The organism is Flavobacterium sp. (genome assembly GCF_044360715.1).
GTDB lineage: Bacteria > Bacteroidota > Bacteroidia > Flavobacteriales > Flavobacteriaceae > Flavobacterium.
On record NZ_JBIKJY010000002.1, the window covers coordinates 39865 to 63396 of the forward strand.

20 protein-coding genes are annotated in these 23532 nt (G+C 32.4%); 10 read left to right on the forward strand and 10 right to left on the reverse strand.

Going from position 1 to position 23532, the window contains the following annotated elements:
• Window position 1 precedes the first annotated feature (1 nt).
• From ubiE to ACIQ16_RS00970, 8 genes are all read right to left on the reverse strand, one after another.
• A complete protein-coding gene (gene ubiE, locus ACIQ16_RS00935; protein WP_396148136.1) occupies window positions 2–733 on the reverse strand; it encodes a bifunctional demethylmenaquinone methyltransferase/2-methoxy-6-polyprenyl-1,4-benzoquinol methylase UbiE in 732 nt (243 codons plus the stop codon).
• Window positions 734–883: 150 nt separating this feature from the next.
• Window positions 884–1369, reverse strand: a complete 486-nt coding sequence (locus tag ACIQ16_RS00940; RefSeq protein ID WP_396148137.1) for a dihydrofolate reductase — start codon at window positions 1367–1369, stop codon at window positions 884–886.
• A gap of 230 nt (window positions 1370–1599) precedes the next feature.
• The gene (locus tag ACIQ16_RS00945) at window positions 1600–2055 is read right to left on the reverse strand and encodes a carboxypeptidase-like regulatory domain-containing protein (RefSeq protein WP_396148138.1); all 456 of its coding nucleotides are present in this window, start codon (window positions 2053–2055) and stop codon (window positions 1600–1602) included.
• Window positions 2056–2181: 126 nt separating this feature from the next.
• Complete coding sequence (locus ACIQ16_RS00950; protein WP_396148139.1) at window positions 2182–3006, reverse strand: thymidylate synthase; 825 nt, start codon at window positions 3004–3006, stop codon at window positions 2182–2184.
• 53 nt (window positions 3007–3059) lie between these two features.
• Window positions 3060–4376, reverse strand: coding sequence for a nucleoside permease (locus tag ACIQ16_RS00955; RefSeq protein WP_396148140.1), 1317 nt, complete (start codon window positions 4374–4376; stop codon window positions 3060–3062).
• A gap of 22 nt (window positions 4377–4398) precedes the next feature.
• Window positions 4399–5013, reverse strand: a complete 615-nt coding sequence (locus tag ACIQ16_RS00960; protein WP_396148141.1) for a bifunctional nuclease domain-containing protein — start codon at window positions 5011–5013, stop codon at window positions 4399–4401.
• Window positions 5014–5135: 122 nt separating this feature from the next.
• Window positions 5136–6104, reverse strand: coding sequence for an electron transfer flavoprotein subunit alpha/FixB family protein (locus ACIQ16_RS00965; RefSeq protein ID WP_396148142.1), 969 nt, complete (start codon window positions 6102–6104; stop codon window positions 5136–5138).
• An 85-nt stretch (window positions 6105–6189) separates the two neighbouring features.
• Complete coding sequence (locus ACIQ16_RS00970; protein WP_396148143.1) at window positions 6190–6936, reverse strand: electron transfer flavoprotein subunit beta/FixA family protein; 747 nt, start codon at window positions 6934–6936, stop codon at window positions 6190–6192.
• A 253-nt stretch (window positions 6937–7189) separates the two neighbouring features.
• Here ACIQ16_RS00970 and ACIQ16_RS00975 point away from each other — a divergent pair, with 253 nt between their 5' ends.
• The 8 genes from ACIQ16_RS00975 to ACIQ16_RS01010 all read left to right on the forward strand — a co-directional run bounded on the left by ACIQ16_RS00975 (window position 7190) and on the right by ACIQ16_RS01010 (window position 20203).
• The gene (locus tag ACIQ16_RS00975) at window positions 7190–8167 is read left to right on the forward strand and encodes a pyruvate dehydrogenase complex E1 component subunit beta (protein ID WP_396148144.1); all 978 of its coding nucleotides are present in this window, start codon (window positions 7190–7192) and stop codon (window positions 8165–8167) included.
• Window positions 8168–8288: 121 nt separating this feature from the next.
• On the forward strand, window positions 8289–10769 hold the full coding sequence (locus tag ACIQ16_RS00980; protein WP_396148145.1) for a DUF5686 family protein: 2481 nt from the start codon (window positions 8289–8291) through the stop codon (window positions 10767–10769).
• A gap of 174 nt (window positions 10770–10943) precedes the next feature.
• Window positions 10944–11474, forward strand: coding sequence for an inorganic diphosphatase (locus ACIQ16_RS00985; RefSeq protein WP_353077663.1), 531 nt, complete (start codon window positions 10944–10946; stop codon window positions 11472–11474).
• Between the two features lie 106 nt (window positions 11475–11580).
• Window positions 11581–14142: a sodium-translocating pyrophosphatase gene (locus ACIQ16_RS00990; RefSeq protein WP_396148146.1), complete on the forward strand. Its 2562-nt coding sequence runs from the start codon at window positions 11581–11583 to the stop codon at window positions 14140–14142.
• Between the two features lie 93 nt (window positions 14143–14235).
• On the forward strand, window positions 14236–15816 hold the full coding sequence (locus tag ACIQ16_RS00995; protein ID WP_396148147.1) for a beta-N-acetylhexosaminidase: 1581 nt from the start codon (window positions 14236–14238) through the stop codon (window positions 15814–15816).
• Window positions 15817–15821: 5 nt separating this feature from the next.
• Entirely contained in the window at window positions 15822–16820 is a 999-nt protein-coding gene (locus ACIQ16_RS01000) for an isoaspartyl peptidase/L-asparaginase family protein (protein WP_396148148.1), read from the forward strand.
• A gap of 81 nt (window positions 16821–16901) precedes the next feature.
• A complete protein-coding gene (locus ACIQ16_RS01005; RefSeq protein ID WP_396148149.1) occupies window positions 16902–17582 on the forward strand; it encodes a copper homeostasis protein CutC in 681 nt (226 codons plus the stop codon).
• 149 nt (window positions 17583–17731) lie between these two features.
• Complete coding sequence (locus ACIQ16_RS01010) at window positions 17732–20203, forward strand: glycosyl hydrolase 2 galactose-binding domain-containing protein (RefSeq protein WP_396148150.1); 2472 nt, start codon at window positions 17732–17734, stop codon at window positions 20201–20203.
• A 37-nt stretch (window positions 20204–20240) separates the two neighbouring features.
• Here ACIQ16_RS01010 and ACIQ16_RS01015 read toward each other — a convergent pair whose 3' ends face one another.
• Together ACIQ16_RS01015 and ACIQ16_RS01020 are read right to left on the reverse strand one after the other, a co-directional pair.
• On the reverse strand, window positions 20241–20855 hold the full coding sequence (locus ACIQ16_RS01015) for a deoxynucleoside kinase (RefSeq protein WP_396148151.1): 615 nt from the start codon (window positions 20853–20855) through the stop codon (window positions 20241–20243).
• A gap of 3 nt (window positions 20856–20858) precedes the next feature.
• Window positions 20859–21620, reverse strand: a complete 762-nt coding sequence (locus tag ACIQ16_RS01020; RefSeq protein ID WP_396148152.1) for a hypothetical protein — start codon at window positions 21618–21620, stop codon at window positions 20859–20861.
• An 87-nt stretch (window positions 21621–21707) separates the two neighbouring features.
• On the opposite strand from ACIQ16_RS01020, the gene ACIQ16_RS01025 reads away from it, so the two are divergent.
• Window positions 21708–22625 (forward strand): GLPGLI family protein, encoded by a 918-nt coding sequence (locus tag ACIQ16_RS01025; protein WP_396148153.1) that lies wholly within the window; start codon window positions 21708–21710, stop codon window positions 22623–22625.
• 30 nt (window positions 22626–22655) lie between these two features.
• Complete coding sequence (locus ACIQ16_RS01030; RefSeq protein ID WP_396148154.1) at window positions 22656–23528, forward strand: GLPGLI family protein; 873 nt, start codon at window positions 22656–22658, stop codon at window positions 23526–23528.
• Window positions 23529–23532: the final 4 nt, after the last annotated feature.

Consider the following 23532-nt stretch of genomic DNA (forward strand, 5'->3'; position numbering starts at 1 on the left):
TTTACTTTTTTGATGCTTTATAAATTGTAGCCACACCCATAGTTTGAGGTTCGTGCTTTACCTCTATAAACCCAATTTTTCGTAAAATATTGTTTAACGCCTCGCCAAAAGGGAAATTTTGTGCAGAATTGGACAAATAGGTATAAGCGGCTTTATCTTTAGAAAACAGTTTTCCAATGGTTGGCATAATAAAATTGGTATACATATAATACCCTTGTTTAAAAGGAAATGTAGTAGGCACAGACGTTTCTAAAATAATAAAAGTGCCATTTGGTTTCAATACACGAAGTATTTCAGAAAGCCCTTTTTCAAGATTTTCGAAATTTCTTACGCCGTACGCCACGGTGATTACATCAAAATAATTATCTGTATAAGGAATTTTTTCTCCATCACCTAAAACCATTTGAATTTTTGAATCTAAGTTTTTATCTGAAATTTTTTTCTTACCCATATCAAGCATACCCTGTGAAATATCTAAACCGATAATTTCTGTAGCCGTAGTTTCTGCAAATAATATAGCTAAATCGCCTGTTCCGGTAGCAATATCTAAAATAGAAGTAGGATTTTGAAGTTGTACCATTTGTAAAATCTTCTTTTTCCAAGTAGCATCAGTTCCTAAAGAAATTATTTTATTTAATCCATCATAATTTTCGGAAATGGTATCAAACATTTGAGCCACTTGCTCTTTTTTGCCTTTTTCGGAATCTTGATACGGTTTTATGGTTTCAGACATTGTTTTGATTTTGAAGTGCAAAAGTACGATTAAAAAGTTCAAGTTCAAAAATCAAACTCAATTTCAAGAACAAGAACGTTTTCAATTTTTAGAAACACAGATTAAAGAAATTTTAAAAATTTGTAAAATCTGTGTTCCAAAAAAGTGTGTTTATTTTTTCAAATAAGTTTGAAACGTAAAATCAAATACGTGTTTTTCATCTTTTGAATGTAGTTCTTCAAAAACAAGTTCCCATTGTTCTGGATTTATTTCTGGGAAAAAAGTATCGGCTTCTACAGTAGTATGCACAAGAGTTAGTTCTACTTTATCTGCCATATCGATAGCTTGTTTGTAAATTTCGCCACCGCCAATAATAAAAATTTCTTCGTTTTTTGGACACGCTTCTATAGCTTCTTCTAAACTTGAAACCACTATACATCCTTCTGGTGCTATATAATCACTTTGACGAGTAATAATCACGTGCGTTCTATTCGGCAAAGGTTTTGGAAAACTTTCAAAGGTTTTTCTTCCCATAATGATATAATGCTCGGTAGTTAGCGCTTTAAAACGTTTAAAATCATCTGGTAAATGCCAAACCAATTGGTTGTCTTTACCCAAAGCATTGTTTGTAGATGTTGCGGCGATTAGTGTTAGCATAGCTGTAAATTTAAAGTGCTAAGGTAGTGATTTTGGGAGAAATTATTTCTTTAAACTTTAATAGCTATTAACGTCCCGGCGCTTGGCGAGGTTGCGAACTTCGGAACCGATTATTTTCTGTTAAAGATAAAATTTCTTGCGAGAAATAAACGTGTATTTACTACAAAATTCGCAATCTTGCCAAACGCCTGTTAGCCGTTGTTTTTATTATATAGTAACTTTTCGTTTTTCTATTTATTTTTCAAAGTAATAATTGGTTTAAACTCAATCTCTTCACAAGCATAACAATTATCTTTACGAAACTGTCGAAATTCGTCAAACTTTGTTTCGTAAGTTTCATAACCATCTTTTTCAATTTCAAAATTCCCAAAACACCAAGCTATAGGTAAACTTAAAGGATTATGTATCCATTCTGTTCTTGATTTTTCACTTAGTTGAAAATTTCCATTTTCGTCAGTTTCTGTAGTCTGTGATTCATATTTTGTATAATCAAAATATCCATATTTCTCATTTACAGAACTTAATTCTTCAATTCGAGAAACAACAGCATCTTTTATTGCATTTCCATTTTCGTCAATTACTTTTCCAGTTATTTTTGGAACATAAACTACTTTTTTAGGATGTATAAAAATTCCAATAATTAAAATCAGAAGAATTGTTAGAAATATTTTTGTTGATTTTTTCATTTTCGATGTTGTTCGGGCAAAATAACGGCTAACTTGTATATATACTCAGTTTTTTGTTATTTAGTTGTGCATATCCTACTATTTTCAAATAGCTTTGCTCAATTATTTTGTGTTTTATATTTTTTTCTAAACCGAAACCGCTCCTTTAATATGCTCGTGTGGGTCGTAGCCTTCCAACGTGAAATCGTCAAAAGTGAAATCGAAAATGTTGGTTACATTTGGGTTCAATTTCATAATTGGTAATTTTCTTGGTTCACGGCTCAATTGTAAATTCACTTGTTCTATATGATTGTTGTAAATATGAGCATCCCCAAAAGTGTGTATAAATTCGCCAGCTTGTAATCCACAAACTTGTGCTACCATCATCGTAAATAAGGCATACGAAGCAATGTTAAAAGGCACGCCCAAGAAAATATCGGCACTGCGTTGGTACAACTGACAAGATAATTTTCCATCAGAAACATAAAACTGAAAAAACGCGTGACAAGGCGGTAAAGCCGCTTTTCCGTTAGCCACATTTTCCGAAAAAGAAACGGTAGTATCCGGTAATACCGATGGATTCCAAGCCGAAATCAACATTCTACGGCTGTTTGGATTGGTTTTTAAGGTTTCAATTAATTCTGTAATTTGATCGATTTCTTCGCTATTCCAATTTCTCCATTGGTGCCCATAGACAGGTCCTAAATTTCCATTTTCATCTGCCCAAGCATCCCAAATTTTTACGCCATTTTCTTGTAAATAGGCAATATTGGTATCGCCTTTTAAAAACCAAAGTAATTCGTGAATAATCGATTTTAAATGTAACTTTTTAGTGGTTACCATTGGAAAACCTTCACTTAAATCAAATCGCATTTGGTAACCAAAAACACTAATGGTTCCTGTACCTGTTCGATCTCCTTTTTGAGTGCCGTTTGCTAAAACGTGTTTTACTAAATCGTGATATTGTTTCATATAAAGTTTGTTTTAAACCTGACAGGTTTTAGAAACCTGTCAGGTTATTTTATTTAATGACTAAATGATTCTACGTCTTTTGGATTGTGTTCGTGCTTAAATAATACCGCAAATGCAACAGTAATTATTAATGCATAAACTGCAAATGTTAGCCAAATGTTGTGCCAGTCTTTTCCTGTCGCAGTTGTAAAATAAGTGTCTATTAAAAATCCACTTCCTAAACTTCCCAAGATCGCTCCGAAACCGTTGGTCATCATCATAAATAATCCTTGTGCAGAGGAACGAATTTTAGAATCGGTTGTGGTTTCCACGAAAAGTGAACCTGAAATATTGAAGAAATCGAACGCCAATCCGTACACGATATTCGACATTATTATCATCCATAAACTTCCAATTGGATCGCCATAAGCGAAAAAACCAAAACGCAAAACCCAAGCTATTAAACTGAAAAGCATTACTTTTTTGATTCCAAATCGGCGTAAGAAAAACGGGATGGCTAAAATAAATATGGTTTCAGAAATTTGAGAAATAGACAACACAATATTTGCCGATTTTACCACAAAAGTTTCTGCATATTTGGGTACGTTTTCAAAATCTTTAATATAGGTTTCACCATACATATTGGTTAATTGTAAAGCGGCACCTAAAAACATACTAAAGATAAAAAACATAGCCATTTTAGATTCTTTAAACAATTTAAAAGCATCTAAACCAAAAATTTGAGAGACTGTTTTGTTTTTACTTTCGTCTTTTATTGGTTCAATTTTTGGCAAAGTGAAAGAAAAAATTCCTAATACAATTGCGAAAAAAGACGCCATATAAAACTGATTACATTCTACAGGCATATTGGTTATAGAAGCAATCGCTTTTCCTACTCCAATCCCGAAAGAAAATGGCGGATTTACATTACTAAAAAGATTAGTACACCACATAGCTGCAATAAAACCTATAGTTCCCCAAACTCGAATAGGCGGATAATCTTTAATAACATTAAAATTAAATTTTTTAAGAACCGCGTAAGAAAGTGAGTTAGACAACGACAACGTTGGCATATAAAACAACATTCCTATTAGTAATACCCAAAAGAAAGTAGATGGGCTATCAATGGCAGGTAAAAAAAGTAAAATGATACCATATAAAATATGATGAATTCCGTATAATTTTTCTAAATTTAAATATTTATCTGCGATAATTCCAGATATAGGTGGCATAATAATAGAGCCGATTCCTAATGTTGAAAATACAATACCAAACTCGGCACCAGACCATTGTTTAAAGCCAAATCCATAACTTGCCAAAGTAGTTAACCAGGCACCCCATACAAATAATTGTAAAAAACTTACAATAGTTAATTTTAATTTTATGCTCATTTTGTAGTATTTTGGTTGGTGATTATTTTCTATCGATTTCTGCTTTTATTAGGGCTGCTTTTTCGTAATCTTCATTTTGAATAGCTTCTTCTAATAAATTATGTAATTCTTGAATGGAAAATTTTGAATATATGTTTTGCGGTTCTTCTTCGCCATATACTTCAGGTTCAGAAAGTATATCGTCGTCATCTATTTCTTCGTCTGAATGTAAATCTTGTTTGTTTTTATTTAAGAAAATTCCAGCTTTATCTAATATGTTTTTGTAGGTGAATATAGGTGCGTTAAATCGTAAAGCTAATGCAATTGCATCAGAAGTTCTCGCATCGATTACTTCTTCTTTTGCCTCTTTTTCACAAACAATACTGGAATAAAAAACACCGTCTACCAATTTATGAATAATCACTTGAGTAATTACGATTTCATATTTATCTGCAATGGTTTTAAACAAATCGTGCGTTAAAGGACGCGGTGGCGTAATTTCTTTTTCTAAAGCAATAGCAATAGATTGTGCCTCAAAAGCGCCAATAACTATAGGTAATTGTCTGTCGCCATCTACTTCATTCAAAATTAAAGCATAGGCTCCATTTTGTGTTTGACTATACGATATTCCTTTAATGGTTAATTTAACTAAACTCATTTTGTACTTAAACTTTATTCAAATGTACTATAAAAATATTTTCTATAAAAAAAAGGCTATCTAAATTGGATATTTCTATCGTATTTAGATAGCCTTTTTAGGAGGCACAATATATAAAAAATTTATGCGTTTGCCGCTTTAAAAGCTTTTAATTTTTCAATCAATTTAGGAACAACATCAAAAGCATCGCCTACAATACCATAATCAGCTACTTTAAAGAAAGGCGCTTCTGCATCGGTATTAATTACCACTTTAACTTTAGAAGAGTTGATTCCTGCAATATGCTGAATGGCACCTGAAATTCCGATAGCAATGTATAAATTAGCTGCAACTGGTTTTCCTGTTTGCCCTACGTGTTCTCCGTGTGGACGCCATCCAATATCTGAAACGGGTTTCGAACAAGCTGTTGCTGCACCAAGTACAGTGGCTAATTCTTCAATCATTCCCCAATTTTCTGGTCCTTTTAATCCACGTCCTGCAGACACCACAACTTCAGCATCAGCAATGGTTACTTTACCTGTTGTTTTTTCTGAATTGGTTACTTTTACACCAAAATCTGCATCAGATAAAGCTGATGAAAAATCTTCTTCAGTTAATGAAGTTTCATTTTCAATCAACCCAAATGAGTTTTTAGAAATTCCTAAAACTTTTACGTCTGTAGTAATTTCTGTTAAATTAAATGCTTTGTTAGAAAACGCACTTCTTTTAACTTGAAATGGAGCCACACTAATTGGCGCTTCAATTACATTTGAAGCAAATCCTGCATTTAAATGTACAGCTACCAATGGAGCTATGTGTAAACTATCTGTAGTTGAAGCTAAAATTACCACTTTAGCTCCTTCTTTTTCTGCAGCTTGTTTAATTACATCTGCATACGCTTTAGCGCTGAAAGAAGTTAATTTATCATTTGTTACTTTTAACACTTTACTCACTCCGTAAGCAGATAAAGCATTATTTTCTGTAGCATTAATTGAAACGGCAGTAACTGTTGTTCCAAGCATATCGGCTACTTTTTTTGCATATGAAGCAATTTCAAAAGCTACTTTTTTGAATTTACCTTCGTTTGATTCTGTATATATTAAAACTGACATTTTTTTAGTTTAAAAGTTTAAAAATAGTTTAAAAGTTTATTCGTTTGGTTTGAAAACGGAACACTAAAAACTGATTACTGATCACTTATATTACTTTAGCTTCGTTGTGTAATAAATTAATTAATTCATCTATATTATCTGCGCTGATTAATTTTACTGCTGATTTTGCTGCTGGTTTTTCAAATTTTATTGAAGACGTGGCAGTTGCATCTGCAGTTGGCTCTATAACATTCAACGCTTTTGTTCTCGCTGTCATAATACCACGCATATTTGGAATTCTTAAATCTTTTTCTTCAACCAAACCTTTTTTACCTGCAATAATTAAAGGTAAACTTGATGTAGCTGTTTCTTTACCGCCATCAATTTCTCTAATCGTTGTAGCCTCAGTGCCAGAAATTTCAATTCCAATACAAGCATTTACAAAATTAAAACCTAATAATCCAGCTAACATTCCAGGTACCATTCCTCCATTATAATCAATAGATTCTGTACCTGCAATAATTAAATCGTAGCCACCTTGCTTCACCAGATTAGCCAATTGTTTTGCAACAAATAAACCGTCTGTTGGTTGAGTGTTAACTCGAATGGCTTCATCTGCACCAATAGCTAAAGCTTTTCTTAAAGTAGCTTCGGCATCTGCACCACCTACATTAACAACAGTTACGTGGGCACCATTTTGCTCTTTTAACACAATTGCTTTGGTTAAACCGAACTCGTCATTTGGATTAATAACATATTGAACCCCATTTGTATCAAACTCGGTATCGTTATTAACAAAATTAATTTTTGAAGTAGTATCAGGAACGTGACTGATGCAAACTAATATTTTCATTTTTATACTGATTTTATATTGATGCCACGAAATTACAAAAAATGTTTTAAAAAAATATTATGCACGCATATAAAATATTGTTTTTTCACAAAAATTAAATAAATTTTATGAATTGTTGAATTTAAGTAAGTAAAAATAAGAATTTGATAAGATATTATTAAAGAAATCGATTGAGTAAAAATATTAAATAATAATGATAGTAGTCATTAAATTTTATTATTTTTGCACTTCACTAAGTTTTAGAATTAATTTTATGAGAACAATACAGTTTAGAGAAGCTATTTGTGAAGCAATGAGCGAAGAAATGCGTCGTGATGAAACGGTGTACTTAATGGGAGAAGAAGTTGCAGAATATAATGGAGCCTATAAAGCTTCAAAAGGTATGCTTGATGAATTTGGACCAAAACGTGTTATCGATACACCAATTGCAGAATTAGGTTTTGCAGGTATCGCAGTAGGTTCCGCAATGAATGGATGCCGACCAATCGTTGAATATATGACGTTTAATTTCTCTTTAGTAGGAATTGACCAAATAATAAATAATGCAGCTAAAATGCGTCAAATGTCGGCTGGACAATTTCCAATGCCAATGGTTTTTCGTGGACCAACAGCATCTGCAGGACAATTAGGAGCCACACACTCACAAGCTTTTGAAAACTGGTTTGCCAATACTCCAGGATTAAAAGTGGTTGTTCCAAGTACCGTTTATGACGCAAAAGGTTTGTTAAAAGCTGCCATTCGTGATAACGACCCTGTAATTTTTATGGAATCTGAACAAATGTATGGTGATAAAGGTGAAGTTCCAGAAGGAGACTACATTATCCCACTTGGTGTAGCAGATATCAAACGTGAAGGAACTGATGTGACTATCGTTTCATTTGGTAAAATCATCAAAGAAGCATTTATAGCAGCTGAAGAATTAGCAAAAGAAGGCATCTCTTGTGAAATTATCGATTTAAGAACCGTTCGTCCAATGGATTACGACTGTATTATTAATTCGGTTAAAAAAACAAATAGATTAGTCGTTTTAGAAGAAGCTTGGCCGTTTGCCTCTGTTGCTTCAGAAATTACATATATGGTGCAAGAACGTGCTTTTGATTATTTAGATGCACCTATCCAACGTATTACAACTGCTGATACACCAGCGCCATATGCACCAACTTTATTAAAAGAATGGTTGCCAAATAGTAACGATGTAGTAAAAGCTGTTAAAAAAGTAATGTATAAATAAATATAATTAGATAATTAGATAATAATTATTTTAGCAATAAAATTTTCAATTTGTCTACTACTCTAAAATAAAGTATATTTGAATCCCGATTTTTTCGGGATTTTTTATATTAAATACCCAAATGAAAAACCTACTAACGCTTATTATTCTAATTTCATCACTTGCTTTTTCCCAAACAAAAGTAAGTGGAATTATATTAGATGACGCCAAACAACCTGTTTCTTATGCAACGGTAGCTTTTAAAAATTCCGCAGAAGGTGTAATTGCCGACGAAAACGGAAAATTTTACTTAGAATCAAAAAAAACATATCCTACATTAGTGATTTCCTTTGTTGGGTATAAAGACAAAGAAATATCGCTTTCTGGCGAACATAATTACGATTTAAAAATTGTTTTAGAAAACGCAAACGAAATTGCAGAAGTAAAAGTGTATGGCGGAAAAACTTCAAAGAAAAACAATCCTGCTATAGATATTCTAAGAAAAATTTGGGAAAGAAAAAAGAAAAATGGATTGAGACAATTTAATCAATACGAATACGATAAGTATGAGAAAATTGAATTTGACATTAATTCAATAGATAGTACATTTATGAAAAATAAAATCTTCAAAAATGTAGAATTTATTTTTCAACACGTAGACACTTCTGCGATTACAGGTAAAAATTTCTTGCCAATTTTCATTAATGAAACCAAAAGTAAAGTATATGGTGACAATCTAAAAAATAAAACAAAAGACGTTTTAGAAGCCAATAAATATTCTGGATTTGGAAACGCAAATAACGATGGTGTAAATGCCTTTTTAAAAGATTTATATGCCGATTACGATATTTACAACAACTACCTAAAATTTTTCGATAAAGATTTTGTAAGTCCGCTATCCCGAACTGGAATTCAAGTGTACAACTATGTGTTAGCCGACAGTACATTTATAGATAAAAAATGGTGTTATAATATTGTATATTATCCGAGAAGAAAAAACGAATTGACTTTTAAAGGTGATTTTTGGGTAAACGATTCTACTTATGCCATTAAGAGTATCAATATGGAAGCCAGTAAAAGCGCCAATATCAATTGGGTACGAGACATTTATATTGAACAAGAATTTGACGTGCTTAACGATTCGGTTTTTTTATTGAAACGAGATCATATGATGACGGATTTTGCGCTAACCAAAAAAGAAGGTTCAAATGGTATGTACGGAAAACGAACAACTATGTTCAAAAATCATCAATTCAATAAAGTAAAAGACGATAAATTTTACCGGGAAGAAGTCAATACTTTTAACAAAGAAGCGTTTACAAAAACTGAAGAGTATTGGGAAGAAAATCGATTTGAAAGTCTAAATTCTAACGAAAAAGGAATTTATGAAATGCTCGACACCTTAAAAACAGTTCCAAAAATTAAACGATTTTACAATTTAGTATCTATTTTAGGAAGTGGCTACATTCAAGTTGGAAAATTTGATATTGGACCTATTTTTTCAACTTTTGGATACAATGACGTTGAAGGACAACGTATTAGATTAGGAGGAAGAACGTACTTTGGCCCTAACGACCCGTGGCGCATTCAAGGATATACTGCTTATGGTTTTAAAGACCAAAAAATAAAATACGGAATTAATGCCCGAGTAATGTTGGATAAGAAAAATCGCTTTATTGCCTCTTTTGGAAACCGTAGAGATGTTGAACAAATTGGCGTAAGCTTAACCACTTCTAATGATGTATTGGGTAGAAGTTTTGCGTCTTCTTCTTTTTTCTCAAGTGGTATAAACAATAAATTAACCAATGTAAATTTAACCAATTTAGGTTTCGAAATAGAACCCGTTAAAAATCTGGTTTTCGAAAGTAGTTTTTCATACAGAACCTTATCATCTGCCTCTCCAGAATTTAAGTTGGACTATTTTATAGATGACACTTTTAGTAAAACAGCTAACAAAATAACTCAATCTGAAGTCAATTTCTTAATCAACTATACGCCAAATAGAAAAATGATTGGCTATGGGGTGGATCGAATGGAAGTAGATTTAAATTATCCAAGAATTTTTGTGAGCTATTCTCAAGGATTAAAAGGAGTTTTAAATAGCGATTTTAATTATTCTAAATTACAGCTTTTTTATCGTCAACCATTATTAATTGGTGGATTTGGACGATTATTCACTACTTTAGAAGTAGGGAAAACTTTCGGAACAGTTCCTTTATCTTTAATGGGAATTATTCCTGGTAATCAGTCGTTTTTTATTATTGATAATACCTATAACTTATTAAACTATTACGATTTTGTAGCCGACCAATATACCTCGCTTCATTTGGAACATAATTTTAATGGAAAATTATTTTCAAGAGTGCCTTTACTTAGAAAACTAAATTGGCGAGAAATCATTGGCGTAAAAGCCGTTTACGGTTCAGTTTCAAACGAAAACAAAGCGCTTAATGCCTCTGGGCAAATTTATCAAGCACCAGTAGATGGGTATTACGAATATTCTGCAGGAATAGGTAATATTTTTAAAGTTATGCGAGTGGATGCCTCTTGGCGTGGAAGTTATTTTGATATTCCTGAAGCTCGAAAATTCACAATCCGAGTAGGTTTTGGATTTTATTTTTAAGAGATTATCATTCTTGTTATTTTAAAAAAATTAATTTTTCATAATTTTTTTAATGTTTTTTTATGGTAAATGTATTTTTACTATTATAAAATCTATAATTTAAGAAATCGAATACGTGCTAAACCCTAAGCTATAACTTTTTTCTACCTTTGCAGTCGATAAATAAATACAAAAATGACAGCAGATAAAGTAACAACATTTGATGTTTTGGTAGAAATCCCAAGAGGAAGTCGAAACAAATATGAATATGATTTTGATTTAAAAAGAATGCGTTTTGACAGAATGCTATTTTCTTCAATGATGTATCCAGCAGATTACGGATTTATCCCTGAAACGTTAGCATTAGACGGTGATCCTCTGGATGTATTAGTTTTAGTAACCAAGCCAACATTTCCAGGATGTGTTATCGAAGTAAAACCTATTGGAGTGTTTCATATGGCAGATGACAAAGGTCCAGATGAAAAAGTAATTTGTGTGCCGGTTTCAGACCCAATTTGGAATTCATTAAACGACTTAAGTGACGTAAATCCACACTTAGTAAAAGAAATTGAACACTTTTTTCAAGTATATAAAGATTTAGAAAATAAAAATGTAGATGTAGAAGGTTGGGGAGATGTAAATGAAGCCCGTGCCATCATTAAAGAATGCACCGAACGATTTGAAGCAATTGAAAACAAACCAGAAGGTTTATTCAGCATAAAATAAAAAAATTTAAACAATTTTTATTAAAAAAGGCAATTATCATTAGAATAATTGCCTTTTTTGTGTATTTTTGCTCGATTAAATTAAAATTAACTATTTACAAAAAACTATGAATAATTTTATGATTTATTTGCCAATTGTAATGGCAATTGTTGGATTGCTTTTTATGGCAATGAAACGTGCTTGGGTATTAAAACAAGATGCCGGAGACGGTAAAATGAAAGAAATTTCAGATTACATTTATGAAGGAGCATTGGCTTTCCTAAAAGCTGAATACAGATTATTAACTGTATTTGTAATTCTTGCAAGTATTGTTTTGGCTGGAATCACTTTCATTCCTGGAGTTAAAACACATATATTTATTGTTGTAGCGTTTATTTTTGGTGCCTTTTTCTCAGCATTAGCAGGAAATATGGGTATGAAAATTGCTACAAAAACAAATGTAAGAACAACACAAGCGGCTCGTACAAGTTTACCACAAGCTTTAAAAGTTTCATTTAGTGGAGGAACGGTAATGGGATTAGGTGTAGCTGGATTAGCTGTATTAGGTTTAACAGGTTTTTTTATATTATTATTTAGATATTTTATGCCAGGAGGTGTTTGGACAAACACGGAAGATATGACCGTAGTTTTAGAAACATTAGCAGGTTTCTCTTTAGGAGCTGAATCTATTGCATTATTTGCACGTGTGGGTGGTGGTATTTATACCAAAGCAGCTGACGTTGGTGCTGATTTAGTCGGAAAAGTAGAAGCAGGTATTCCTGAAGACGACCCAAGAAATCCAGCGACTATTGCTGATAACGTGGGTGATAACGTAGGAGACGTGGCTGGTATGGGAGCCGATTTATTCGGATCTTATGTTGCAACGGTTTTAGCGGCAATGGTATTAGGAAATTATGTAATTAAAGATATGGGTGGTAAAATCGAAGACGCTTTTGGCGGAATCGGACCAATTTTATTACCAATGGCAATTGCTGGTTTTGGAATTTTATTTTCTATTATCGGAACTATGTTAGTAAAAATTTCAAGCGATGACGCTAAAGAAGCACAAGTACAAAAAGCATTAAATATTGGAAACTGGGTTTCTATACTTTTAACTTTAGTAGCGTGTTACTTTTTAGTAGAATATATGTTACCAGCAACAATGAAAATGGAATTTTACGGAGAAGGATTGAAAGATATTTCTTCTATGCGTGTATTTTATGCTACAATTGTAGGATTAATAGTTGGTGGAGCTATTTCATCAGTAACCGAATATTATACAGGATTAGGTACTAAACCAGTTTTAGCAATTGTACAAAAATCATCAACAGGAGCAGGAACTAACGTAATTGCAGGTTTAGCAACAGGTATGATTTCAACTTTCCCAACCGTATTGTTATTTGCTGCGGCAATTTGGGCTTCTTATGCTTTTGCAGGATTCTATGGAGTAGCTTTAGCTGCTTCTGCAATGATGGCTACAACAGCTATGCAATTAGCAATTGATGCTTTCGGACCTATTTCTGATAATGCAGGTGGTATTGCTGAAATGAGCGAATTACCAAAAGAGGTTCGTACGCGTACAGATATTTTAGATTCAGTTGGTAACACAACAGCTGCAACAGGAAAAGGATTCGCAATCGCTTCTGCCGCGTTAACATCGTTAGCTTTATTTGCTGCTTATGTAACGTTTACAGGAATTGACGGTATTAATATTTTTAAAGCCCCTGTATTAGCGATGTTATTTATTGGAGGTATGATTCCAGTAGTATTCTCTGCATTAGCAATGAATTCTGTTGGAAAAGCTGCAATGGATATGGTATACGAAGTACGTCGTCAGTTCAAAGAAATTCCAGGAATTATGGAAGGAACTGGTAAACCAGAATATGGTAAATGTGTGGAAATTTCAACTAAAGCCGCTTTACGCGAAATGATGTTACCAGGAATTTTAACGATTGGTTTCCCAATTGCAATTGTACTTTTAGGAAAATTAGTATACCCAGATGATAATCAATTAATCGCTGAAATGTTAGGTGGTTATATGGCTGGAGTTACCGTTTCAGGTGTACTTTGGGCGGTATTCCAAAATAACGCAGGTGGTGCTTGGGATAATGCTAAAAAATCTTTTGAAGCTGGAGTTGAAATTAATGGTGAAATGACATACAAAGGTTCTGATGCTCACAAAGCAGCTGTAACTGGAGATACTGTAGGAGATCCATTTAAAGATACTTCTGGTCCTTCAATGAACATCTTAATTAAATTAACGTGTTTAATTGGATTGGTAATCGCACCTATTTTAGGTGGTCATTCTGAAGGAACAAAAAAAGAAATGAAATACACAATTATCAAAATGAATGGTGATAGTATTTCAGAAATGGGTAAATGCGATAAGACAAAATGCGCAACTATGACTAAAGATGAATGTGCAAAAATGTGTGATTCTTTAGGTTGTTCTGCAGAAGAGAAAGAAATGTGTATGTCTCATTACGATGCTAATGGTAAATTCATTGGAAAAGAAGGAGAAAAATCTTGCTGTTCTAAAGACGCTGATAAAAACGTTAAAGTAGAAATTACAAATAATAATGGAAAAGCAAAAGCAACAGTTACAACTTCTATTAACAAGAGTGTAAATGTTCAAACTTTTGAAGGATCGTTAGAAGATGTTAAGGCTAAAGTAGAAGCTTTGAAATAAAAGATTCATTATAAAATAGAAAACCGCACAGCAATGTGCGGTTTTTTTTATGCATTTATTTTGTATATTTATCCTGTACATAAATATTTACTTATGAAAACCACCTATATATTTCTATTATTTTTATTAATCTCGTTGAGTTTTTCTCAAAACAATATTGCAATTATACCAAAACCACAAAACACTTTAGCAGGAAAAGGTAGTTTTTACATTACTACAAAAACGTATATTCAAGCCGATGAAAATTCATTTGAAGCTAATTATTTAAAAGAAGCATTACAAATTCAAACAGGACTAAATTTAAAAATAACTTCAAAAAATAATTCTAAAAACATACATTTGGTTTTACTAGAACCTAAAATTGCAAATTTCAACAAAGAGCTATATGAAATAGTAGTGTCTGATTCAGAAATAGTTATTTCAGCCCTAACTAATCAAGGACTTTTTTATGGTATTCAAACGTTATTACAAATGGTTCCGTTTGAGAATAAAAACGAAATTGCGATCCCTTGGATAAAAATATCAGATGCCCCAAAATACGCTTGGCGTGGTATGCATCTTGATGTTTGCAGACACTACTTCCCTATTACCTTCATCAAAAAATACATTGATTATTTAGCGCATTATAAAATGAATACTTTTCATTGGCACTTAACCGAAGATCAAGGTTGGCGTATTGAAATCAAAAAATATCCAAAACTAACAGAGGTTGGAGCGTGGCGAAATGGTTCGATGATAGGGCGTTATGACGACCAAAAAATTGATGATATAAAATATGGTGGTTTTTACACCCAAGAAGAAATTAAAGAAGTAGTAGCTTACGCTTCAAAACGACACATTACAATTGTACCAGAAATCGAAATGCCCGGACATTCACTTGCTGCATTGGCTGCTTATCCAGAATTATCTTGTACGGGCGGTCCATTTGAAGTAGGCAAAAAATGGGGCGTTTTCGATGATGTATATTGCCCTAAAGAAGAAACTTTTACGTTTTTAGAAAATGTGCTGTCCGAAGTACTGGCTTTATTTCCTTCTGAATACATTCATATTGGTGGTGATGAATGTCCAAAAACACGATGGAAAAGTTGTGCACATTGCCAAAAAATTATAAAAGAAAAAGGATTAAAAGACGAACACGAATTACAAAGTTATTTTATCCAACGTATCGAAAAATTTGTAAATAATAAAGGTCGAAAAATTATTGGCTGGGATGAAATTCTGGAAGGCGGTTTAGCTCCAAACGCTGCCGTTATGAGTTGGCGCGGAACTGAAGGCGGAATTGCAGCAGCCAAGCAAAAACATTATGTAGTAATGACACCTGGTTCGCATTGTTATTTTGATCATTATCAAGGAAAACCAGAAAACGAACCGTTAGCCATTGGCGGATTTACTTCTTTAGAAAAAGTCTATAATTTTAATCCAATGCCGAAAGAACTTATTTTAGAAGAACAAAAATATATTTTAGGCGCGCAAGCCAATGTTTGGACGGAATATATTCTTACTCCAGAACAAGTTGAATATATGATTATGCCAAGAATGTCTGCGCTTGCCGAAGTTTTATGGGGAACCGCAAATCCGGAAAATTTTATTGATTTTAAAACCCGTTTGCAAGCACAAGAAATTTGGCTTAGAAACAACAATATCAATTATAGAAAAACCTCATTTACAGAATAAATAGGATGACAAATAGAAGAAATTTTTTAAAGAAAACCGCTCTAGCCACTGCAGGTTTGGCGCTTACAAGTTTCAAAAATACGACTGAAACTGTTGAAAATAAAGTGGCGTTAAATACGGTTCAAAAACCAATAGTGCTTTCCACTTGGCGATTCGGAATTGAAGCCAATGCCGCCGCTTGGGAAATTTTAAGCAAAAATGGCAGGGCTTTAGATGCCGTAGAAGCTGGCGTGAAAATTCCAGAAGGCGATCCAAATGAACGCAGCGTAGGCTATGGTGGCCGACCTGATAGAGACGGTAAAGTAACACTTGATGCTTGTATTATGGACGAATTTTCAAATATTGGTTCAGTAGCCTGTTTGGAACACATCAAACATCCTATTTCTGTCGCCAGAGCAGTGATGGAAAAAACACCACACGTGATGTTGGTCGGAAAAGGGGCGTTACAATTTGCACTTTCACAAGGATTTAAAAAAGAAAATTTATTAGTTGAAGACTCCGAAAAAGAATGGAAAGATTGGTTAAAAACCAGCCAATACAAACCCATTGCGAATATCGAAAACCACGACACCATCGGAATGATTGCTTTAGATGCAAATGGAAATTTATCAGGTGCGTGTACAACCAGCGGTATGGCGTTTAAAATGCACGGTCGTGTGGGTGATTCCCCAATTATTGGTGCGGGATTATATGTAGATAATGAAATAGGCGCTGCAACTGCAACAGGGCACGGCGAGGAAGTCATTCGGATTACAGGATGCCATTTGGTAGTTGAATTAATGCGACAAGGCTTGTCTCCTCAAAAAGCTTGTGAAGAAGCGGTAATGCGAATTGTAAAACTAACTAAAAATCGAGGTAAAGAATTAAAAGACATTCAAGTTGGATTTATTGCTTTGAATAAAAAAGGAGAATATGGTTCCTATTGTATACAAGGTGGTTTCAATTATGCCGTTTATGACGCAACTGGAAATAGATTAATAGATGCTAATTACTTTTTGAAATAATTTTTCGCCACAGATTAAAGGATTTTAAGGATTATTTAATCCGTGAGAATTTGTGTAATCCGTGGCAAATATTCATAATTTATGTTCCAAAATAAAAAAATAGAAATCGCTTGTTTTAATCTCGAATCTGCAATACTAGCTCAAAAAGCAGGTGCGGATAGAGTCGAATTATGTGCTAATGTTTCAGTTGGAGGAACTACGCCGTCAATCGAAATCATTCAACAAGGTCGAGAGCATTTGACAATCGATATCTATGTGATGATTCGTCCAAGAGGAGGAAATTTTGTTTACTCAGAAGCAGAATTTCAACAAATGAAATCGGACATCGAAAACATCAAACAACTTGGCGTTAACGGATTTGTTTTTGGAATTTTAAATGAAGATAAAACAATTAATATCGAACAAAATAAAGCTTTAGTTGAATTGGCAAAACCATTTCCTTGTTCTTATCATCGTGCCTTTGATGCTGTTTCTAATTATGAACAAGCTTTGGAAGATGTTATTGCTTGCAGATTTTCAACCTTACTAACTTCAGGAACTTTTTCTAATGTTATGGAAGGAAAAGAAGTCTTGAAAAAATTAGTTGAACAAGCGAAAAATCGCATCGAAATTATGCCAGGTGGTGGCTTGCGTTCAACCAATATTTCAGAATTGAATCAAATCGTCAATGCAAATTGGTATCATTCATCCGCTATAACCGATGGAACTGAAATTGCAAATTCAGAGGAAATTGTTCAGTTAAAAAACAAAGTAAAACCTTAAATGAACTTATATGCCTTATATGTTTAAAAAATTAAATTCAAAAATTGTTTATTAAAAGAGATTCCTTGCGGAATGACAAGTTTGGGGTAAAAAACTTTTATGAACTTCTTTAATTTGCCGCTTTTATTATCAAAACTTATATGACTCATATGTTTAAAAAAATATTCTTATTTTTGATTATAGTTTGCTGTTCGGTTTCAGCACAGACTTCTTATCGGAATTTGTCAACTGAAAATTGGACATTCAATAAGCAAAACGAAACAAAAAAACACAAGGCATCTATTCCTGGAAACGTTCACACCGATTTATATGAAAACCAGTTAATTCCTGATCCATTTTACGGAGCCAATGAAAAACAATTACAATGGATTGAAAATGAAAATTGGGAATACGAATCCACATTTTCCTTATCTGAAAAAGAAATTTCCAATGAAAATATCGAATTAGAATTTGATGGTTTAGATACTTATGCTACTGTTTATATAAATGGAAAAATGGTTTTAGAAGCGGATAATATGTTTCGAAAATGGTTAATTTCAGCTAAAAATCATCTTAAAAAAGGAAAAAATCATCTAAAAATTGTATTTCTATCAGCCGTTCAAAAAGGAAAAGAAGAAGCCGCAAAATTACCTTATACCTTACCCGAAAAAGAACGTGTTTTTGTAAGAAAAGCACAATATCAGTTTGGTTGGGATTGGGGTCCACGATTTGTAACAGCAGGAATTTGGAAAAAAGTGCAATTGAAATTTTGGAATTCGGCTACAATCGAAAATATAAAATTCAGTCAAGTCGAATTGAATGACAAAAAAGCGATTTTAGAATTTACAACTGAAATTCGTGTTTCTGAAGTAAAAACAATTCAACTAAAAATTAATGAAAAATCAGAAACATTTCATCTTAAAAAAGGAACGAATACTGTAAAAATGCCATATGAAATTTCGAATCCAAAATTGTGGTGGTGCAACGGATTAGGATTTCCACATCAATATGAATTTCATTTTTCATTGAAACAAAATCGTGAAATTTTAGATAAAAAAGAACTAAAAATAGGTCTTCGAACCATTGAATTAATTCAAGATAAAGATGAATTTGGAACAAGCTTTTATTTCAAATTAAACGGCAAAACAGTTTTTTTGAAAGGGGCAAATTATATTCCGCCAGATAGTTTTATTCCAAAACAAACGCTATCAAGTTATCACGAGACAATTCAAAACGCCAGAAAAGCAAATATGAATATGCTTCGCGTTTGGGGTGGTGGCGTATATGCCGATGACGAATTTTACAATGCTTGTGATGCTAATGGAATTTTAGTTTGGCAAGATTTTATGTTTGCTTGCGCGATGTATCCAGGTGATGAAAAATTTTTAGAAAACGTAAAACAAGAAGTAATTGATAACGTAAATCGTCTTCAAAATCATCCAAGTATTGCGCTTTGGTGTGGCAATAACGAAAACGACGAAGGTTGGCACAATTGGGGCTGGCAAAAACAATTTAATTATTCAAAAGCAGATTCGACTCAAATTTGGAACGATTATAAAAAAGTATTTCAAGAACTCATTCCTCAAACATTAGATAGTATTTTATCCAAAGAAAAAAATCTGTATTGGCCTTCTTCTCCCTCTATTGGTTGGGGTAGAAAAGAAAGTTTAACTCAAGGCGATTCGCATTATTGGGGCGTTTGGTGGGGCAAAGAACCGTTTGAAATGTATAAGAAAAAAGTAGGCCGATTTATGAGTGAATATGGCTTTCAAGGGATGCCAAATTTAGAAACGTTGCAAAAAGTAATTGCTAAAGAAGATTTTAATTTTACTTCAGAAGCGTTTAAAAATCATCAAAAACATCCTACTGGTTTTGAAACTATTACAGAATATATGACCCGAGATTTTCCTGTGCCAACTTCTATGGAAAAATACAATTATGTCTCGCAATTACTGCAAGCTTATGGAATGAAAATCGCAATTGAAGCGCACCGATTAGCGAAACCATATTGTATGGGATCTTTATATTGGCAATTAAACGATTGTTGGCCTGTGACTTCTTGGAGCACTTTGGATTATTACGGCAATTGGAAAGCGGCGCATTACCAAGTCAAAGAAAGTTTTGCTCCGATACTTTTAGCAGTAACAGAAAATGCGGATGGATATTCAATTATTGGAAGTAACGATAATTTGGAAGTAAAAGAAGGATTGGTAACCGCTAAGTTACTTGATTTTTCTGGAAATGAACTTTGGACTGCTTCAAAGGAATGTGTTTTGAACGTTGAAAGAAATACAACTTGTATGCAGATTTTGAATACAGAATTGCCAAAATTTGTAAAAGAAAAAACAGTTTTGCAGATTGAATTTACTAGCAATCAGAAAAAAACTGTTGCGCATCATTACTTTGTAAAACCAAAAGAGTTACAACTAGAACAACCAACCATTGAAGTGAAAATTGTGGGTGAAACACTTATCGAGCTTAAAACAAATACACTTGCAAAAAACGTGTACTTACAAGCAAAAGATACTTTTTTTGAAGAAAATTATTTTGATTTACTTCCTGGAATCCCAAAGATAATTAAGACCGAAAAACCAACTCAAGAAACTAAGGTATTGTCTTTATTTGATGTTATGAATGAATAAAACATAAAATAACACCTCAATTGAGGCGTTTAAATTTTTAAAATAAACCGTTTATTTCGGCATCTATTCTATTTATGATGTTTCCTAAATCTTCAGGATTGTTTACAAAATCTATATCATCCACATCTATAATTAATAATTTTCCTTTTGTGTATGTAGTAACCCAAGCTTCGTAACGCTCATTCAATCTGCTTAAATAATCGATTGAAATTGAATTTTCATAATCCCTTCCGCGTTTATGAATTTGCCCTACTAAATTTGGTATTGAACTTCTTAAATATATAAGCAAATCTGGTGCTCCAACTAAACCTTCCATCAAATCAAAAAGTAATTTATAATTGGTATAATCTCTATTTGACATTAAACCCATCGCGTGTAAATTGGGTGCAAAAATAAAAGCATCTTCATAAATGGTTCTATCTTGTATGGTTTTTTTACCTGATTTTCTTATCTCTAAAATTTGTCTGAAACGACTATTTAAAAAATAAATTTGCAGATTAAAACTCCAACGCTCCATTGAATGATAAAAATCATCCAAATACGGATTATCATCTACATCTTCAAAATGCGGTTCCCATTTAAAATGTTTGGATAACAACTTTGTTAATGTAGTTTTTCCAGCGCCAATATTTCCTGCAATAGCTATATGCATATGTTATTTATTTATTTGAAAAGTACTTAATTGATAGTTTGTAAAAATAGAAAAAAATCCATCTGTATAACAAAAATTTTCAATCAATTTTTCATTAATATTAATTCTTGTTGATAACTGATTTTCAAAGGTATAATAATGTATTTTATCTTCAAAAAGATAAAACAAATCGGTTTGACTTAAAAAGAATACTTTTTCAAAAGGCATTATTTTACCCAAACTTTTTATTTTTCCAAATTTAGAAATCGAAAAGGTGTTGTTTTCATTATCAATCCAATACAAATAATTATAATCCGATTGCGAACACTTAATGTTTTTAATTGGGTTAGATAAAAATTTAAATATTTTAGAATTTAAATTATACAATCCTATTTGTTGACTTAAACTGTCATAAAACCACAATTCATTTTGAGAAGCGGGCTTTAAAAACTCGCAATTAATTTCCGAAAAAATAGCAGTCTTAATTTCGTTAAGCTGAGCATCTAACAAAACAAAAGCGTTATTTTCTTTATAAAAAACAAGCGTTTGTAACATATTAAACGTTTCTACACTTGAAATTTTTCCAAAGTTATTATTTGCGTAGTTTAACGTATCGGATTTACTAACTTTATATAATGTATTACTCTTTGAAAAAAAATGTTTACCTGAAAGGTCATTTCCCCAAAACACTTCATAATTAAATAGCTTTGATGCTATCTTAACTGACTCAATATTTTGAGCTGAAGAATAAAAAGTGATAAATAAAAAAAATAGTGAAATTCGCATATAATGAATATTAACACAAAAATAACAAATTATAATGTAACTAATAGCTATTTTTAGAGTCTAATAGTGAATAAAATTAACTAAAATATGAAAAAAATATTTTTAGCCGTATTGAGTTTAACAACTTTTATGGCCACTGCACAAAAAGATTTCCAAGGAATGGCGGTTTACGAATCTAAAACATCAACATCAGAATTTGCAAAAAACTTTGATGGAAACAAAGATATGACGCCAGAAATGAAAAATCAAATTATGGAAAGAATGAAAAAAATGTTTGAAAAAACATTCGTTCTTAATTTCGATAAATCGGCCTCGATATATAAAGAAGAAGAAAAACTTGATGCGCCTGGACAAGGAGGTGGCGGAAGAATGATGGCGTCTTTTATGGGCGGTGGGGGAACGTATTTTAAAAACGTTAAAGAAAAACAATACACGGTTGATAAAGAAGTATTTGGAAAAGAATTTTTAATTAAAGATTCCTTACCAAATTTAAAATGGGTACTAAGTGACGAATCTAAAAAAATTGGCGATTATACTTGTTTTAAAGCAACAGCAGTAAAAGAAGCTAGTAAAACGGATTTTAGAAATTTTAGAAGAAAAAAAGAAGAACCAAAAAAAGATACTGAAGAAGGCAAAACAGATGAAAAGGCTACCGAAGAGAAAAAAGAAGAAAAGAAAACCAACTTTTTTGCCGAAATAGATATGCCTAAAGAAGTTACTGTTACCGCTTGGTACTGTCCAGAAATTCCTGTAAACCAAGGTCCAGATGAATATTGGGGTTTACCAGGATTAATTATGGAAGTTAATGACGGAAAAACCATAATTATGTGTTCGAAATTAGTATTGAATGTGAAAGAAAAAATTGAAATTAAAGCGCCAACTGGTGGTGATAAAGTCACTCAAAAAGAATACGACGATATTATGATTAAAAAAATGAAAGAAATGAGTGAAATGGGCGGCGGACCTGGATCAAGAGGTGGTATGCAAATGAGATTTTCTAGATAAAATAGTAACTTTAATTAATACCCAAATAATATGAAAAACTTACCTAAATTCTGTTTATTACTTTTCTCTGCAACGCTTTTTGGGCAAGATTTTTATGGAAAAGTAGAATATCAAACCATTCAAAATAAATCTAAAAAAGAAGCTGTATCTATTTCAAAAGAATCTGAAAAAGATGCAGCGGAAGATGCTATAGTTGGTATAGATAAAGAAGCATTTGAAGAAGCTATGAAAAAAGCATTTCAAAAAAACTACCTTTTAACATTCAATAAAAACGAAGCGCTTTTTGAAGAAGTTGTAGCATTAGAAAAACCAAAACCAGGACAAGGCGGTGTGTCTTTTTCTGTTAGTGTTAGTATGTCTGGTGATGGAGATAAATATATGAATACAAAAGATAAAATTTCATACACTGAAGAAGATATTTTTGGTGATGAATTTGTGATAAAAGATTCGTTACCAAAAATTGCTTGGGAAATTTCTAACGAAACAAAAATAATTGGTGATTATAACTGCGTAAAAGCAACTTATACTGAACCCGTTTCTAAAAATGATTTAGAAGCATACGAACGTTATCAAGAAAAAACAAAGAACGGAAAATCTTCATTATTTGAAATGAAAAAACCCGAACCACAAACTATTACAGCTTGGTACACCAGTGAAATACCTGTTAGTTTTGGTCCAAATGGCGTATGGGGTTTGCCGGGATTAATTTTACAACTTGAAAATGAAAATTATATTTACTTTTGTACGAAAGTAAGCATAAAAAACAACGAAACAGTAAAAATAAAAATTCCAAATTCTGGTAAAGTCATTTCCAAAAAAGAATATGAAAAATACGAGAAAAAAATGCAAAAACAAATGGAAGACAATGGCGGCACAATTATGTTTCGTGAAACAAAAAATTAACAAA

Bases quoted from the DNA above. Each gene is read 5' to 3' on its own strand.
- ACIQ16_RS00995 (WP_396148147.1), top strand. From the start codon at position 14,236: ATGAAAACCACCTATATATTTCTATTATTTTTATTAATCTCGTTGAGT.
- ACIQ16_RS01025 (WP_396148153.1), top strand. From the start codon at position 21,708: ATGAAAAAAATATTTTTAGCCGTATTGAGTTTAACAACTTTTATGGCC.
- ACIQ16_RS01020 (WP_396148152.1), bottom strand. From the start codon at position 21,620: ATGCGAATTTCACTATTTTTTTTATTTATCACTTTTTATTCTTCAGCT.
- ACIQ16_RS01010 (WP_396148150.1), top strand. From the start codon at position 17,732: ATGTTTAAAAAAATATTCTTATTTTTGATTATAGTTTGCTGTTCGGTT.
- ACIQ16_RS01000 (WP_396148148.1), top strand. From the start codon at position 15,822: ATGACAAATAGAAGAAATTTTTTAAAGAAAACCGCTCTAGCCACTGCA.
- ubiE (WP_396148136.1), bottom strand. From the start codon at position 733: ATGTCTGAAACCATAAAACCGTATCAAGATTCCGAAAAAGGCAAAAAA.
- ACIQ16_RS00945 (WP_396148138.1), bottom strand. From the start codon at position 2,055: ATGAAAAAATCAACAAAAATATTTCTAACAATTCTTCTGATTTTAATT.
- ACIQ16_RS00955 (WP_396148140.1), bottom strand. From the start codon at position 4,376: ATGAGCATAAAATTAAAATTAACTATTGTAAGTTTTTTACAATTATTT.
- ACIQ16_RS00975 (WP_396148144.1), top strand. From the start codon at position 7,190: ATGAGAACAATACAGTTTAGAGAAGCTATTTGTGAAGCAATGAGCGAA.
- ACIQ16_RS01005 (WP_396148149.1), top strand. From the start codon at position 16,902: ATGTTCCAAAATAAAAAAATAGAAATCGCTTGTTTTAATCTCGAATCT.
- ACIQ16_RS00970 (WP_396148143.1), bottom strand. From the start codon at position 6,936: ATGAAAATATTAGTTTGCATCAGTCACGTTCCTGATACTACTTCAAAA.
- ACIQ16_RS00950 (WP_396148139.1), bottom strand. From the start codon at position 3,006: ATGAAACAATATCACGATTTAGTAAAACACGTTTTAGCAAACGGCACT.
- ACIQ16_RS00980 (WP_396148145.1), top strand. From the start codon at position 8,289: ATGAAAAACCTACTAACGCTTATTATTCTAATTTCATCACTTGCTTTT.
- ACIQ16_RS00940 (WP_396148137.1), bottom strand. From the start codon at position 1,369: ATGCTAACACTAATCGCCGCAACATCTACAAACAATGCTTTGGGTAAA.
- ACIQ16_RS01030 (WP_396148154.1), top strand. From the start codon at position 22,656: ATGAAAAACTTACCTAAATTCTGTTTATTACTTTTCTCTGCAACGCTT.
- ACIQ16_RS00960 (WP_396148141.1), bottom strand. From the start codon at position 5,013: ATGAGTTTAGTTAAATTAACCATTAAAGGAATATCGTATAGTCAAACA.
- ACIQ16_RS00985 (WP_353077663.1), top strand. From the start codon at position 10,944: ATGACAGCAGATAAAGTAACAACATTTGATGTTTTGGTAGAAATCCCA.
- ACIQ16_RS00990 (WP_396148146.1), top strand. From the start codon at position 11,581: ATGAATAATTTTATGATTTATTTGCCAATTGTAATGGCAATTGTTGGA.
- ACIQ16_RS00965 (WP_396148142.1), bottom strand. From the start codon at position 6,104: ATGTCAGTTTTAATATATACAGAATCAAACGAAGGTAAATTCAAAAAA.
- ACIQ16_RS01015 (WP_396148151.1), bottom strand. From the start codon at position 20,855: ATGCATATAGCTATTGCAGGAAATATTGGCGCTGGAAAAACTACATTA.